Source organism: Brevibacterium renqingii (assembly GCF_017808105.1).
Lineage (GTDB): Bacteria > Actinomycetota > Actinomycetes > Actinomycetales > Brevibacteriaceae > Brevibacterium > Brevibacterium renqingii.
The window spans coordinates 475843-489288 of the sequence record NZ_JADBHF010000001.1 but is presented as its reverse complement, the minus strand read 5'-3'; the positions used below and the strand labels follow the sequence as shown (position 1 = coordinate 489288).

General features: G+C 65.9%; 11 protein-coding genes. 4 read left to right on the top strand and 7 right to left on the bottom strand.

The window, feature by feature from the left end; genetic code table 11:
• Positions 1 to 29 precede the first annotated feature (29 nt).
• Together IHE57_RS02085 and IHE57_RS02080 are read left to right on the top strand one after the other, a co-directional pair.
• The gene (locus IHE57_RS02085; protein WP_209370460.1) at positions 30 to 1211 is read left to right on the top strand and encodes a beta-eliminating lyase-related protein; all 1182 of its coding nucleotides are present in this window, start codon (positions 30 to 32) and stop codon (positions 1209 to 1211) included.
• Complete coding sequence (locus IHE57_RS02080) at positions 1208 to 1423, top strand: hypothetical protein (protein WP_209370458.1); 216 nt, start codon at positions 1208 to 1210, stop codon at positions 1421 to 1423. The genes IHE57_RS02085 and IHE57_RS02080 overlap by 4 nt, the downstream gene beginning before the upstream one ends.
• Before the next feature lie 124 nt (positions 1424 to 1547).
• Here IHE57_RS02080 and IHE57_RS02075 read toward each other — a convergent pair whose 3' ends face one another.
• Both IHE57_RS02075 and IHE57_RS02070 read right to left on the bottom strand, forming a co-directional pair.
• Positions 1548 to 2309: an SDR family NAD(P)-dependent oxidoreductase gene (locus IHE57_RS02075; RefSeq protein ID WP_209370456.1), complete on the bottom strand. Its 762-nt coding sequence runs from the start codon at positions 2307 to 2309 to the stop codon at positions 1548 to 1550.
• A gap of 216 nt (positions 2310 to 2525) precedes the next feature.
• Entirely contained in the window at positions 2526 to 3101 is a 576-nt protein-coding gene (locus IHE57_RS02070) for an NADPH-dependent FMN reductase (protein ID WP_209370454.1), read from the bottom strand.
• Positions 3102 to 3400: 299 nt separating this feature from the next.
• Here IHE57_RS02070 and IHE57_RS16515 point away from each other — a divergent pair, with 299 nt between their 5' ends.
• Positions 3401 to 4060, top strand: coding sequence for a TetR/AcrR family transcriptional regulator (locus IHE57_RS16515; RefSeq protein WP_209324062.1), 660 nt, complete (start codon positions 3401 to 3403; stop codon positions 4058 to 4060).
• Between the two features lie 269 nt (positions 4061 to 4329).
• On the opposite strand, the gene IHE57_RS02060 is transcribed toward IHE57_RS16515, so the two are convergent.
• The 4 genes from IHE57_RS02060 to IHE57_RS02045 form a co-directional block, all read right to left on the bottom strand.
• On the bottom strand, positions 4330 to 6063 hold the full coding sequence (locus IHE57_RS02060; protein ID WP_209370452.1) for a dipeptide ABC transporter ATP-binding protein: 1734 nt from the start codon (positions 6061 to 6063) through the stop codon (positions 4330 to 4332).
• On the bottom strand, positions 6060 to 7103 hold the full coding sequence (locus tag IHE57_RS02055) for an ABC transporter permease (RefSeq protein WP_253719826.1): 1044 nt from the start codon (positions 7101 to 7103) through the stop codon (positions 6060 to 6062). Before IHE57_RS02055 ends, IHE57_RS02060 begins: the two co-directional genes overlap by 4 nt.
• A complete protein-coding gene (locus IHE57_RS02050; protein ID WP_209324064.1) occupies positions 7103 to 8194 on the bottom strand; it encodes an ABC transporter permease in 1092 nt (363 codons plus the stop codon). The genes IHE57_RS02055 and IHE57_RS02050 overlap by 1 nt, the downstream gene beginning before the upstream one ends.
• A gap of 143 nt (positions 8195 to 8337) precedes the next feature.
• Positions 8338 to 9972, bottom strand: coding sequence for an ABC transporter substrate-binding protein (locus IHE57_RS02045; RefSeq protein ID WP_209370450.1), 1635 nt, complete (start codon positions 9970 to 9972; stop codon positions 8338 to 8340).
• Positions 9973 to 10302: 330 nt separating this feature from the next.
• On the opposite strand from IHE57_RS02045, the gene IHE57_RS02040 reads away from it, so the two are divergent.
• Positions 10303 to 11841, top strand: coding sequence for an alanine/glycine:cation symporter family protein (locus tag IHE57_RS02040; protein WP_209370448.1), 1539 nt, complete (start codon positions 10303 to 10305; stop codon positions 11839 to 11841).
• A gap of 484 nt (positions 11842 to 12325) precedes the next feature.
• On the opposite strand, the gene fbaA is transcribed toward IHE57_RS02040, so the two are convergent.
• On the bottom strand, positions 12326 to 13351 hold the full coding sequence (fbaA, locus tag IHE57_RS02035; RefSeq protein WP_209370446.1) for a class II fructose-bisphosphate aldolase: 1026 nt from the start codon (positions 13349 to 13351) through the stop codon (positions 12326 to 12328).
• Positions 13352 to 13446: the final 95 nt, after the last annotated feature.

Sequence of the window (13446 nt, the reverse complement as noted above, 5' to 3'; positions counted from 1 at the left end):
CCGCACCACCACTGACGAAGGAGTCACCGATGCATCAGACACCGCAGCCCTGGGTCCCCGCTGAGAGCCGAACCCGCGTCGCCGAGATCTCTGAGCGCCACCTCGGCGAGGGGAGGACGATGGCCGAGGTGGTCGCGGGGATCGAATCCCTCGTCTCGGCATCCGATCGGCTCCACAACGAGGAGGCGTTCAATCTCAACCCCGCCTCGAACGTGCTCAATCCGCGGGCGGCGGCGCTGCTGGCCAGCGGTGCGGGCCCGCGCACCTCGCTGGGCTACGCGGGCGCGAAGTACGAGATGGGCCTCGAACACATCGAGCAGGTCGAAGTGGTCACGGCCGAACTCGCGGCGCGTCTGTTCAACGCCTCCTTCGCCGAGGTGCGCGTGCCTTCGGGGGCGATGGCCAACCTCTATGCGTTCATGGCCACGAGCCGGCCCGGCCAGACCATCATCGCCTCCCCCGAGACGATCGGCGGGCACGTCACCCACCACGCTGCCGGCGCCGCGGGCCTCTACGGTCTCACCACCGTCGACGCTCCGGTCGACGGGGACGCGTACAGCTATGACCTCGATGCGCTGGCGCACCTGGCCCGGGAGGTCCGACCGAGCCTGATCACCATGGGCGGTTCGCTCAATCTGTTCGAACACCCCGTCGCGAAGGTCCGCGAGATCGCCGACGAGGTCGGGGCCCGACTGCTCTTCGACGCCGCCCATGTGTGCGGGATGATCGCCGGGAAGCAGTGGGCGAATCCTCTCGACGAGGGCGCCCACCTGATGTCGATGAGCACCTACAAGAGCCTCGGCGGGCCGTCCCACGGACTGCTGCTGAGCAACGACGACCAGCTGTCCGAGAGCATCGACGCCATCGCCTTCCCGGGGATGACCGCGAACTTCGACGCCGGTGCCGTGGCTGCGCTGGGGGTGACGCTGGCCGACTGGATCACCTGCGGTGAGGGCTATGCGGCCGAGATGCGAGACTGGCGGACGAACTGTCCGATCGCGGCGTCGAACCCTTCGCGTGCGGGGCTGGCTTCACCGATTCCCACCAGTTCGCCCTGCTCGCCGGCCCCTTCGGCGGAGGGACTCCAGGGGCGCGGGTCCTCGAAGCCGCCGGGTTCCTCACCTCGGGCATCGGTCTGCCCGCACCCGAGGTGCCCGGTGAGCAGAACGGCATCCGGGTGGGCACTCCCGAGGTCGTCCGTCGCGGTATGACCGCATCGGACATGCCGCGCCTGGCCGAGCTCATGTCTCGCGCCCTCGAGATCGGCCGCAACCAGGCCGGCGCGGACCGTGCCCGGTCGAGCGAGGTCAGCCGCGAACACGGCGGTGGGGACGTCGCCTCCGCTGAGGCGGCTCTGAGTGAGATCGCCGCCGAGGTGGCCGCGTGGCGCAAGGAGTTCACCGAGGTGAGGTTCACGGCCTGACCGTGCGTGGGCGACGGTGGCGACCCGGTTCCTTCGGTGCCGTCAACGCGGCCCTTGCCTCAGCCTGCGACTCCCGCAGTCAGGCCAGGTGCGCGGTCGGAGAGCAGCCCTGGCTCATTTCGGATCATTTCGGAGCCATACGGATCGCCCCGTCGAGGCGGATCGTCTCCCCGTTGAGCATCGGGTTGGCCACGATCGATTCGACGAGCTGCGCGTACTCGGCGGGTTTGCCCAGTCGCGCAGGATGGGGCACGGACTTGCCCAGCGATTCCTGCGCCTCGGCGGGCAGACCCGCCATCATCGGCGTTTCGAAGATGCCCGGGGCGATCGTGACCACGCGGATGAGCGAGGAGGCGAGCTCGCGGGCCATGGGCAGGGTCACCGAGGCGACGGCGCCCTTGGACGCCGAGTAGGCGATCTGGCCGATCTGACCGTCGAAGGCTGCCACCGAGGCCGTGTTGATGATGACTCCGCGCTCTTCGCCCTGCGCTTCCTGCTGCTGCATGGCGGCAGCGGCCAGCCGACAGACGTTGACGGTGCCGACAATGTTGATGCCCAGCACCTTCTGGAAGGCGTCGAGGGGCAGCGGTCCCTTCCGTGAGACGAGCTTGCCCGGTGTGGCGACCCCGGCACAGTTGACGACGACGCGCAGCTCTCCGAGGCCGGTGGCCGTGTCGACGGCCGCCTGCACCTGTTCCTCATTCGTGACGTCCGCGGTGACGAAATGCGCGGACTCGCCGAGTTCGGCGGCGACCTGCTGCCCCACCTCGGCGTTGAGGTCGACCATGACGACCTGTGCGCCGGCGGCCAGGAGGCGTTCGGTGGTGGCTCGGCCGAGTCCGGAGGCTCCGCCGGTGACGAGCGCGACTGTGTTCGTGAGTTCCATGGATATCCTTCGCATCACTTGAGTGAACGTTCTGTGGGTTCGACTCTAACCCAACGATGCGCGGCTGCGCGGTGTGCGGCAGTTCTCCTCGGAGATGTGCAGCGGTTCCCCTTGAAACCGACGGAGGCCCGCCGAACATCGTGATCGGCGGGCCTCGATGTGCTCGGGCTCAGTGCACTCGGAGACACTGCACCCGGGCTCAGACGAGCGAGAGTCTCAGGCGGCCTGTTCCTCGGCGGCTTCGCGCACGGACTTGAGAGCCTCGCCCCAGCTGACGATGTCATCGACCATCGCGGCGAACGGTGCAGCGGAGACCTCGGTCGGGGTGAAGGTGCCGTCGGTGACATCGGTGAAGATGGAGAACGAGGCCTGATCGCGGACGACGGCGAGCTTGTAGTTGGCCAGGATGTGGCGCAGATGCTCGGCGGCGCGCACCCCCTTGTCGGCGCCGTAGTTGACGATCCCGGCGACCTTGTGGTTGAACTCGGCGGCCACGAAGTCCAGCGCGTTCTTCAGCGAACCGGAGATCGAATGGTTGTACTCGGGGGTGACGAAGATGAAAGCGTCGAACTCATCGAGCTTCGCGCCCCAGGCCTTCGTATGCTCATTGGCGTACATCCGGGCGCCGGCGGGAATGACCTCATCGAGCAGCGGAAGGTCGAAGTCGCCGAAGTCGACGACCTCGGCGCGCACATCATCATTGGCGGCGAGCTGGTCGTTGACCCAGGAGACGATCTGCGGGTTGAGCGCCTGCGGTCGCGAGGTTCCGGGGATGATGGCAATGTTGAGCATATTCGTCCTATCGGTTGTCGGTGTCGGCCGGGTGAGCGCGGGCACCACAGGGGCATGCGCTCCACAACGACGAACATGGTTGAACCGTCAATCATTCCCGTTTCAAGCTATGACTCCGATCACATCGTGTCGGCGCTCGGAAGCCGGCAGATACCACTGAGGCGGGCGCCCCGATCAACCCCTTCCCCGGAAAATCGGGCCCGAACGAGGTTCGCGTCGTGTAAGGTCGTGGGGCAAGTGAAAGACTGTTCGATAGAAATGTCCGCTGCGACGGAAACTAGGCAAGGAGTCCGGTCATCGTGCGATCAACCAACGGCCGCAACAACATCCTCCGCTCGGCACGGGACACCTTCGCGGACAAGGGCTTCGACGGTGCATCCATCCGCGACATCGCGCAGACGGCGGGGCTGAGCCTCTCCGCACTCTACTACTACTTCCCCTCGAAGCAGGAGGCGCTCTACGAGCTCGTCCACACCGCCTACTCGTGGTACATCGAGCACAGCCGGGCCGTCATCGCCGAGGTCGACGACGACCCGGTCGACCAGCTGACCGTGGCCGTGCGCTACCTCGCCCGGTACCGCATGGAGAACGTCTCGGTCTCCACCGTGCTCCTGCGGGACACCGAACGCCTCACCGGGGACAACGCAGTCCGAGTCAAGGACCTCCAGAGGGAGGCCCGCGAAGTCATGGGTGCCATCGTCCAGACCGGCATCGATGCGGGACGCTTCCGTGTCGACAGCGCGGCTCTGGCCACCCGTGCGATCCATTCGATCTGCAATTCGCTCTCGCTCTGGTACCGTCCGACGGGAGATCTGACCCCGGACGACATCGAGCGCGACTTCACGCAGTACACGCTGCGCATCCTCGGCATCGACCCTTCCGAAGAGGAGCTCGACCGCCTGCTCGCACTGCCCGTCAACCAGGCCGGCATGCTCGACTTCATCGCCGACGGGCGGTAGCACCCTCTCTGCACGATCCGACGGCGGACCAGCGCCCTCGCATGAGTAGTGTGGGGCGCTGCACTCCACGTTGCCGACACGTTTGTGGTCACTCCACCGAGGCGGAATCGCCCTTTTCGCCGATTCGCCTCGGCGCAGTGACCACAGACGCACGCACCCGGCCGACAGACGGGCCGGCTCACCCCGCCGCCGCCACCAGCTGACCCGCCCGTGCTGCCCGACGGCGGCCCAGCAACCTTGCGCGAGAGTGCTTGGCCGTCAGGCAGCAATCAGGGGGTGCGGAGGGTGCGGGCGAGCTCGCGGCGCTCGGCCTGCTCGGCCGGATCGGGCACCGGCAGCGAGGCGATGAGGCGCTTCGTGTAGTCGGCCTCCGGAGCTCCGAGCACCTGCTCTCCCGTCCCCTCCTCGAGCAGCTCCCCCTGGAAGAGCACCCCGATGCGATCGGAGAGCATGTCGACCACGGCGAGGTCGTGGCTGATGAACAGGGCCGCGAAGTCGAAGCGGTTCTGCAGTTCGACGAACAGTTCGAGCACCTTGGCCTGAACCGAGACATCCAGCGCCGAGGTCGGCTCGTCGGCGATGAGCAGCTCGGGGTCGAGAGCCAGCCCGCGCGCCAGGGAGGCCCGCTGCCGCTGCCCACCTGACAGCTCGTGCGGGTACCGCGCCCCGTAAGCGCTCGGCAGCTGCACGGAATCGAGCAGCTCGAGCACCCGCCTCGACCGATCCGCCGCGCTCATCTCCCGCCGATGGATCGCGAAGGGCTCGGCGATGCATTCGCCGATCGTCAGGTGCGGGTTGAATGACGCCGCCGGGTCCTGGAAGACGAATCCGATCCGTCGCCGGATCTTCGAGAACTCACGCTCCTTGAAGCCGACCATCTCATGCCCGAGCACCGTGAGGCTGCCGCCGCTGGCTCTGGTCAGACCGGCGATCGCGCGACCGATCGTGGTCTTGCCCGAACCGGATTCGCCGACCAGTCCATACACCTCACCGGCCCTGATGTCGAAGCTGACCTTCTTCACCGCATGGAAGTCGGCACGGCCGAACCCGCCCGGGTAGACGATGTCGAGGTCGCGCGCGATGACGATAGGCTCCCGCGCCTTCCCCTCCCCCACCGAGGCGGCGCTGCCCAAGGCCTCGCCCGCGGCGGCTGCTGCCTTCCGGCTTCCCGCCACGGTCGAACCGAGGCGGGGCACGGCCGCGAGCAGCGCGCGCGTGTACTCCTCCTTCGGGTCGCTGAAGAGCTGCTCGACGGTCGAGACCTCGACGAGGTCGCCGCGGAACATCACGGCCACCCGGTCGGCGAGGTCGGCGACGACGCCCATGTTGTGGGTGATGAGCACGATGGCCGTGCCCGTCTCGTCACGCAGCTGGCGCAGCAGATCGAGGATCTCGGCCTGCACGGTGACGTCGAGGGCCGTGGTCGGTTCGTCGGCGACGATGAGCTTCGCCCCCAGGGCGAGCGCCATGGCGATGACGATGCGCTGCTTCTGCCCGCCGGAGAACTGGTGCGGGTAGTAGTCGAAGCGATTCTCGGCATCGGGGATGCCGACCTGTTCCATCGCGGCCACGACCCGGGCCTTGAGCTCGGACTTGCTCGCCTTCCTATCGTGCGCCCGCAGGCCCTCGGCGATCTGCCAGCCGACGGTGTAGACGGGATTGAGCGCGGTCGAGGGCTCCTGGAAGACCATCGCCACATCGGATCCCCGCATCGCCCGCAGCTGCTCGGCAGAGACACCGAGCACGTTCTTGCCGGAGATGACCACGGCCCCTGAGCGCTGCGCCGTCTCCGGCAGCAGGCCGAGGATGGACCGCGCGGTCACGGTCTTTCCGGATCCGGATTCGCCGACGATGGCGAGCACCTCGCCGGGAGAGACCGTCAGGGACACGTCCTTGACCGCGTGCACATCGCCGCCGTCGGTGGAGAAGGTGACGTCGAGACCCTCGACGTCGAGGATGCTGCCGGTTGTGGAGGCAGTCGAATCCTGTGTCTGCTTGCTCATGCCTTGACCTCCGCAGGCTTGACGTTCTTCGTCTTGGCTTTGCGCCGCACGCGCAGGCGCGGGTCGTTGAGATCGTTCATCGACTCCCCGACCAGGGTGATGCCGAGCACCGTGAGCACGATGGCCAGGCCCGGGAACACCGAGGTCCACCACACGCCGGACGTCACGTCCGGCAGGGCCTTGTTGAGGTCATAGCCCCATTCCGACGCCGAGGTGGGTTCGATTCCGAATCCCAGGAAGCCGAGTCCGGCCAGGGTCAGGATCGCCTCGGAGGAGTTGAGCGTGAAGATCAGCGGCAGCGTGCGCGTGGCGTTGCGGAAGATGTGCTTGGAGATGATCCGCGTCTTCGAGGCCCCGAGGACGATCGCCGACTCGACGAAGGGCTCGGCCTTGAGCCGCAGGGTCTCCGCACGGACGACGCGGAAGTACTGCGGAATGAAGACCACGGTGATCGAGAACGCGGCCGCGGCGATGCCGCCCCACGCACTCGACTGGCCGCCCGAGATCGCGATCGACATGACCAGCGCCAGCAGCAGGGTCGGGAAGGCGTAGACGGCATCGGCGATGACGACGAGGATGCGGTCGAGCCAGCCGCCGAGGTAGCCGGAGATGAGACCGAGGATGACCCCGGCGAAGATCGACATCACGACGGCCACGACGATGACGGCCACAGCGGTCTGGGCGCCCCAGACGACGCGGGAGAACACATCGTAGCCGCCGACCGTGGTGCCCCAGATATGCGTGCCTCCGGGGGGCAGCTTCGACCCGAAGTTGCCTTCGGAGGTGCCCAGCTGGTTGAAGCCGTAGGGGGCGATGAGCGGGGCGAAGACCGCGCAGATGATGACGATGCCGCAGAGCACGAGCCCGGTGATGAGCATCCCGCGCTGCAGACCGACCGACTGCCGCAGATGGGAGACGATCGGCAGCCGGGAGATCCAGGACTTCTTGGCCGTGTCATCGAAGGCGAGGGCGGGGACACCGGACCCGGGGGCCGCCTCGGCGGGGGAATCGTTGGTCTGTGGATTCTGTGGAGTGGACATCAGTACCTCACTCGGGGATCGATGAATGCGGCGAGGACGTCGACGATGAAGTTCGTGATCGCGACGATGACGGCGAGGAACACGACGATTCCCTGCACCGCCACGAAGTCTCGGGCGGTGAGGTACTCGGCGAGCTTGAAGCCGAGGCCCTGCCACCCGAAGGTCGTCTCCGTGAGCACGGCGCCGGCGAGCATGAGCGCGATCTGCATGCCCATGACCGTGACGATCGGGATCAGCGCCGGACGGTAGGCGTGCTTGGTCACAAGACGGTATTCGGAGATGCCGCGGGAACGTCCGGAGTCGATGTACTGCTGCTCGAGCGTGCCGATGAGGTTCGTGCGCACGAGCCTGAGGAACACACCGGCCGTGAGCACGCCGAGAGCGATCGCCGGCAGCACCGCGTGGGCGAGCACATCGCCGACCACGGAGAAGTTGCCGATCCGCAGTGCGTCGATGAGGTAGAAGCCGGTCGGATCGACCACGCCGGAGAGGATGTATTCGGTCTGCGTGGTCCCGCGTCCGGAGACGGGCAGGATGGGCAGGAACACCCCGAAGAGGAGCTTGAGGATCATGCCGGCGAAGAACACCGGGGTGGCGTAGCCGAGGATGGCGAGCACACGGAGCGCGGCATCCGGTGCCTTGTCACGGTGGTAGGCGGCGAGCATGCCCAGCGGGATGCCGAGGACGAACGCCACGATGAGGGCGTAGAAGACGAGTTCGACGGTCGCGGTCCCGTAGGTCAACAGGATGTGCGAGACGGGCTGCCCATCGGAGACGGCCGTGCCGAAGTCGCCCTTGAGCAGATCGCCCATGTACTCGAAGTACTGGACGAGGAGCGGTCGGTCATAGCCGGCTGCATGGATGCGCTCGGCGAGCTGATCCTGCGTCAGGCGTCCGCCCATCGATGCGGTGATCGGGTCGCCGGTGATCCGCATGAGGAAGAAGACGAGTGTGGTGAGGATGAAGATGGTGGGAATGATGAGGAGGAAGCGGACGAGGACATAGCGTCCCAGACCTCCCCCGGAGGGCTTCTTCACCGAGACCGAGGTCTCGGCCGCTTCCGCCCCAGGTTCGCTGATGGCTGCAGACATGTGTTCCTTCGCAGTGTTCGTTTCGATGCCTGTGGGCACGTGCAGACGAGAGGAGGCGCCGGGTCGCGGCGGCCCCTCTCGGATGCGAACGCGCCACGAGGTGCAGGCAGCCCGGTCGGCTCACCTGCACCTCGTGTGGGTGATCACTTGCTCAGCAGTGCCAGTCGGAACTGGAACGCAGGGTCGAGGGTGTCGTCCACACCCTTGACGTCCTTGCCGGAGACTGCGATCTGGCTGCCCTGCAGCAGCGGCAGAGTCGGCAGCTCCTCGGCCAGCTGGCCCTGGATCTTCTTGAGCGCCGCCGCCCGCTTGTCCTTGTCGTCGATGGAGGACTGCGCGTCGAGCTCCTTGTTCATCGTCTTGTCACGGTAGTGGTTGCCCAAGAAGCTCGGGGTATCGTCCGTGTCATAGAAGAAGGGCATCAGGTAGTTGTCTGCGTCCGAGTAGTCCGGGAACCATCCCAGCTGGTACATCGGGTAGGCATCGTCGGTGCGGTCCTTGTTGTACTGCACCCATTCGGTCGACTGGAGGTTGACGTCGAACAGACCGGTCTTGTCCAGCTGGTCCTTGATGAGTGCGTACTCGTCGCCCGATGACGGACCATAGTGATCCGGGTTGTACTGCAGGTTGAGCTTGACCGGCGTCTCGACTCCCGCTTCCTTGAGGGCCTTCTTGGCCTTCGCCACATCGGGACCGCCCTCACCGTCGCCGTATTCGGACTTCAGCGGCTGGTCGGCACCCGGCAGACCGTCGGGGACATGTGAGTACAGCGGAGTGAACGTGTCCTTGTAGACCTGTGATGCGACGGCCTGCCGGTCGACCGAGTCGGCCATGGCCTGCCGGACCGCGAGCGCCTTGTCCTCGTCCGCCTCATCGGTCTTCGCACCGAAGGGCATCGTGTCGAGGTTGAACACGATGTAGCGGATCTCGCCGCCGGGCCCCTTGTGGACCGTGAGGTTCTCCTTCTTGCCGAGATCCTCGATGTCGGTGGCCGAGAGCGAACGCCAGGCGACGTCGATCTTGTTCTCCTGGACATCGAGCTTCATGTTGTTCGCGTCCGAGTAGTACTTCATCTGCACGGTCTCGGTCTTCGCCGGTTCCAGGTAGCCCTTGTAACCGTCGTAGGCCTTGTACGTGATCAGCTTGTTGAAGTCGAAGCCGGCGATCGTATAGGGGCCGGCGAAGGCCTTGCCGTCGACGATCTCCTGATTCTCGGTGATGGCATCGGCGTCGAAGACGTCTTCATCCACGATCGGGCCGGCGGCGCTGGCGAGCACGCCCGGCCAGGTCTGATCGTTCTCACGCTTGAGATTGAAGATCACGGTCTGCTCATCCGGGGTCTCCACGGACTTCAGACCGCCGAGGAGGGAGGACGGACCGTTGGGATCCTGGATCTTCAGCTGGCGGTCGAAGGAGAACTTCACGTCCGAGGAAGTCAGCTCATTGCCGTTGGCGAACTTCATCCCCTCCTTGAGCTTGACCTCGTACTTCGTCGGCTCGGCGAAGTCCGCGGACTCCGCGATCGAGGGATTGAGGTCGGCGGTTCCGGGCTTGTAGGCCAGCAGGAACGGGTAGACCTGCTGTTCGACGAGAGAGCTTCCGTTGTCATAGGCCCCGGCAGGGTCGAGGGCGACCACCTTGTCCGTCGTTCCGACCGTGAGCATGCCGCCTTCGTCGTCTCCGTCGCCGCCTCCGGTCGTCGAGGTCGAGCAGGCGGAGAGGAGCAGAGCGCCGGCCGCGGCGATGGCCACGGCCTTTGCACCAGTGCGTCGTTTCATGGTGTTCCTGTCATTTCAAGTGTGCTCTTCGTGTCGTCTTTGCTCGAAGAGATCCGCACCACATCATACGGTTCGCGTCCCAAATAGTGAACTGAATCATAGGCTGTGACGCACTTCGCAATGACTTCGCAATAATTCGCCGAGGCGGCCCGGCGCAGTCGATTTGCGTCCCAGATCACAATCGGTTTCACTTATGAGGTGCATCACAGAGAACTGCCGAGGAACTCTCGAGAACCCGGCCGCTCACCCGGCGGTCAGCGCTCTGGCACAGACATTCCCGCAGCGACGCCGAGCCGGTGATCCCGGCTCGGCGACTACGAATGGAGAAGCGTGTCCGCTTTCATCGACTGGCTCAACGGGGTGGTGTGGTCGTCCGCCCTCGTCTACCTGTGCCTCGGCGCCGGTGTCTATTTCACGATCCGCTCGCGAGCGGTTCAGATCCGACAGATCCCTGCCATCTTCACGCAGATGTTCCGCGGCAAGAGCTCCAATGAAGGAGTCTCATCCTTCCAAGCGCTGGCGATCTCGCTGGCCGGCCGTGTCGGCGTCGGCAACATCGCCGGCGTCGCCACCGCCATCGGCTTCGGCGGGCCCGGCGCCGTGGTGTGGATGTGGATCTCGGCCCTGCTCGGCGCCTCGACCTCCTATGTCGAATCGACGCTCGGTCAGATCTTCAAGGAGCAGGATCCCCGCACCGGTGAGTACCGCGGCGGCCCGGCCTTCTACATCGAGAAGGCCTACCGTCACACGAAGGCCAAGGGTCTGTTCAAGGTCTACGGCATGGTCTTCGCTGCCGTGACCGTCCTGGCCATGTCCTTCATGCTGCCGGGCATCCAGTCCAATGCGATCTCCGGCGCCGTCGAGAACGCCTGGAACGTGCCGACCTGGGCGACGGCGATCGCCCTGGTCATCATCATGGGCTTCATCGTCATCGGCGGAATCAAGCGCATCGCGCACTTCGCCTCATTGGCCGTGCCGTTCATGGCCGTCATCTACATCATCGCGGCCATCGCCGTGACGTTCATCAACGCCGAGCAGATCATCCCGGTCTTCGAACTCATGTTCAAGTCGGCTTTCGGCATCGACGCCGGGCCGGAAGCCGCCTTCGGCGGCATCATCGGCATGGCCGTGCAGTGGGGCGTCCAGCGCGGCATCTACTCCAACGAGGCCGGACAGGGGACCGGACCGCACGCCGCCTCGGCGGCTGAGGTCTCACACCCGTCCAAGCAGGGACTCGTCCAGGCCGGTTCGGTCTACATCGACACTCTCTTCGTGTGCTCGGCGACCGCGTTCATGATCCTCTCGACCGGCATGTACAGGGTCTTCGACGCCGACGGTGAGACGATCATCGGCACCGGACGCGGTCAGATGGTCGAAGCCATCGCCACGACACCTGGTGAGAAGTGGCCCCAGGCGGGTCTGGATTCGATGATCCACGGCTTCGGTGCCGGGTTCATCGCGATCTCGATCTTCCTCTTCGCGCTGACGACGATGGTCGCCTACTACTACATGGCCGAGACGAACCTCGTGTACCTGCTCGGCAAGGTCAGGAACACGACGGTCCTCGCGGTGGGCAAGCGCATCCTGCAGCTGCTCATCCTCATCGCCGTCGCCGTCGGTGCGATGTCGGCGTCCGGCAGCGCCTGGGCCCTCGGCGACATCGGCGTGGGTCTCATGGCCTGGCTGAACATCATCGGCATCCTCATCCTGCAGCAGCCGGCCTTCAAGCTCCTGCGCGACTTCGAACGCCAGACGAAGCACGGCCTGGATCCGGTGTTCGAGCCCGAGAAGATCGGTGTCCGCAACGCCGACTTCTGGGACCAGCGGGTGGCTCGCCTCAAGGCCGGCGAGGTCGTGCCGGAGGGTTGAGCGCGGCCGTCGCCGACGCGTGTGCGGGCGGTCGGTCCCCGGCCCGAAGGCTGACGGGACCGGCCGCCTCCGCAGAGCAGTCGCGGCAGGAGAGCCGACGAGGCCCGGGACAATGGCGTCCCGGGCCTCGTGCCATTCACCTGCGGCGCTGCCACTGAAACGGCACCATCTCAGGTCGCTTTGCGCCGGCCCCCAGCACCTCCGGCCCGAACAGTGGTCACGTCCGGATAGTTCCCTGTGCGGAAAGTGTCCGTTTGCGACCGCCGCTTGAGCATGACGCTGTCCTCGATGCAGCTTCGAGCAGCGCAGCCACGAAGAGCGGCCGCCGTCCGGATGGCGTCGACGACCGCTGCTGCGACTGCTCGGACTCAGAGCATCGCTTGCGTGCCGGGTTCGGTCCGCTGCTGCGACTGCTGCGGACTCTGAGCTGGGGCTGCTCGCCCGCAGGACGGTGCACTCGCCCCGTCCCGCAGGCCTGCCCAGCTCATTGATTCATGCTGGTGCCGGCGGAACCGAGGTTCTGGCAGGCTTCGACGACGCGCTCGGCCATGGACTGTTCCGCGGCCTTGCCGTAGGAGCGTGGGTCGTAGAGCTTCTTGTTGCCGACTTCGCCGTCGATCTTGAGTACGCCGTCGTAGTTGCGGAACATGTGCTCGACGACCGGGCGGGTGAAAGCGTACTGGGTGTCCGTGTCAATGTTCATCTTCACCACGCCGTGGCGGACCGCTTCGGCGATCTCGGCCGGGCTCGAGCCCGAACCGCCGTGGAAGACGAGGTCGAACGGGGACTCCTTGCCGACCTCCTTGCCGACCTCGGCCTGGATCTCACCGAGAAGCTCTGGACGCAGCCTGACGTTGCCGGGCTTGTAGACGCCGTGGACGTTGCCGAAGGTCAGGGCGGTGAGATAGCGGCCCTTCTCGCCCGTGCCGAGCGCCCGCGCGGTGGCCAGACCGTCGGCGGCGGTGGTGTAGAGCTTCTCATTGATCTCGTTCTCGACACCGTCCTCTTCGCCGCCGACGACCCCGACCTCGATCTCGAGGATCGAGTGCGCGGCCGCCGAGAGCTCGAGCAGCTCCTCGGCGAGGACGAGGTTCTCCTCCAACGGAACAGCGGAGCCGTCCCACATATGCGACTGGAAGTAGGGCTCTCCGCCGTTCTTCACCCGCTCGGTCGAGGCGGCCAGGAGCGGCTTGACCCATTCTTCGACCTCCTTCTTCGGCGCGTGGTCGGTGTGCAGGGCGATATTGACGTCATAGCTCTTGGCCACCTCGGCGGCGAAGAGAGAGAAGGCGATGGCTCCGCGAACACGGTCCTTGACCGTCGGGCCGGAGATGTATTCGGCACCGCCGGTGGAGATCTGCACGATGCCGTCGGAACCGGCTTCGGCGAATCCGCGGATGGCGGCATTGATCGTCTGCGAGGACGTGCAGTTGATCGCCGGATACGCAAAGCCCTGGGTCTTCGCGCGGTCGATCATCTCGGCATACACTTCAGGGCTGGCGATGGGCATATGAGCTCCTTGGTCGTGGGGTCGGCCGTATCTGCTGTCACCAGCCTACTCGTTCGACCCCGGTCGCAGAAGCATGCCCGTCGTCTGCCATCCGG

What these genes read in the sequence shown, in the direction of transcription:
- IHE57_RS02085 (WP_209370460.1), top strand. Translation starts at nt 30, where the DNA reads ATGCATCAGACACCGCAGCCCTGGGTCCCCGCTGAGAGCCGAACCCGC.
- IHE57_RS02080 (WP_209370458.1), top strand. Translation starts at nt 1,208, where the DNA reads ATGACCGCATCGGACATGCCGCGCCTGGCCGAGCTCATGTCTCGCGCC.
- IHE57_RS02075 (WP_209370456.1), bottom strand. Translation starts at nt 2,309, where the DNA reads ATGGAACTCACGAACACAGTCGCGCTCGTCACCGGCGGAGCCTCCGGA.
- IHE57_RS02070 (WP_209370454.1), bottom strand. Translation starts at nt 3,101, where the DNA reads ATGCTCAACATTGCCATCATCCCCGGAACCTCGCGACCGCAGGCGCTC.
- IHE57_RS02060 (WP_209370452.1), bottom strand. Translation starts at nt 6,063, where the DNA reads ATGAGCAAGCAGACACAGGATTCGACTGCCTCCACAACCGGCAGCATC.
- IHE57_RS02055 (WP_253719826.1), bottom strand. Translation starts at nt 7,103, where the DNA reads ATGTCCACTCCACAGAATCCACAGACCAACGATTCCCCCGCCGAGGCG.
- IHE57_RS02050 (WP_209324064.1), bottom strand. Translation starts at nt 8,194, where the DNA reads ATGTCTGCAGCCATCAGCGAACCTGGGGCGGAAGCGGCCGAGACCTCG.
- IHE57_RS02045 (WP_209370450.1), bottom strand. Translation starts at nt 9,972, where the DNA reads ATGAAACGACGCACTGGTGCAAAGGCCGTGGCCATCGCCGCGGCCGGC.
- fbaA (WP_209370446.1), bottom strand. Translation starts at nt 13,351, where the DNA reads ATGCCCATCGCCAGCCCTGAAGTGTATGCCGAGATGATCGACCGCGCG.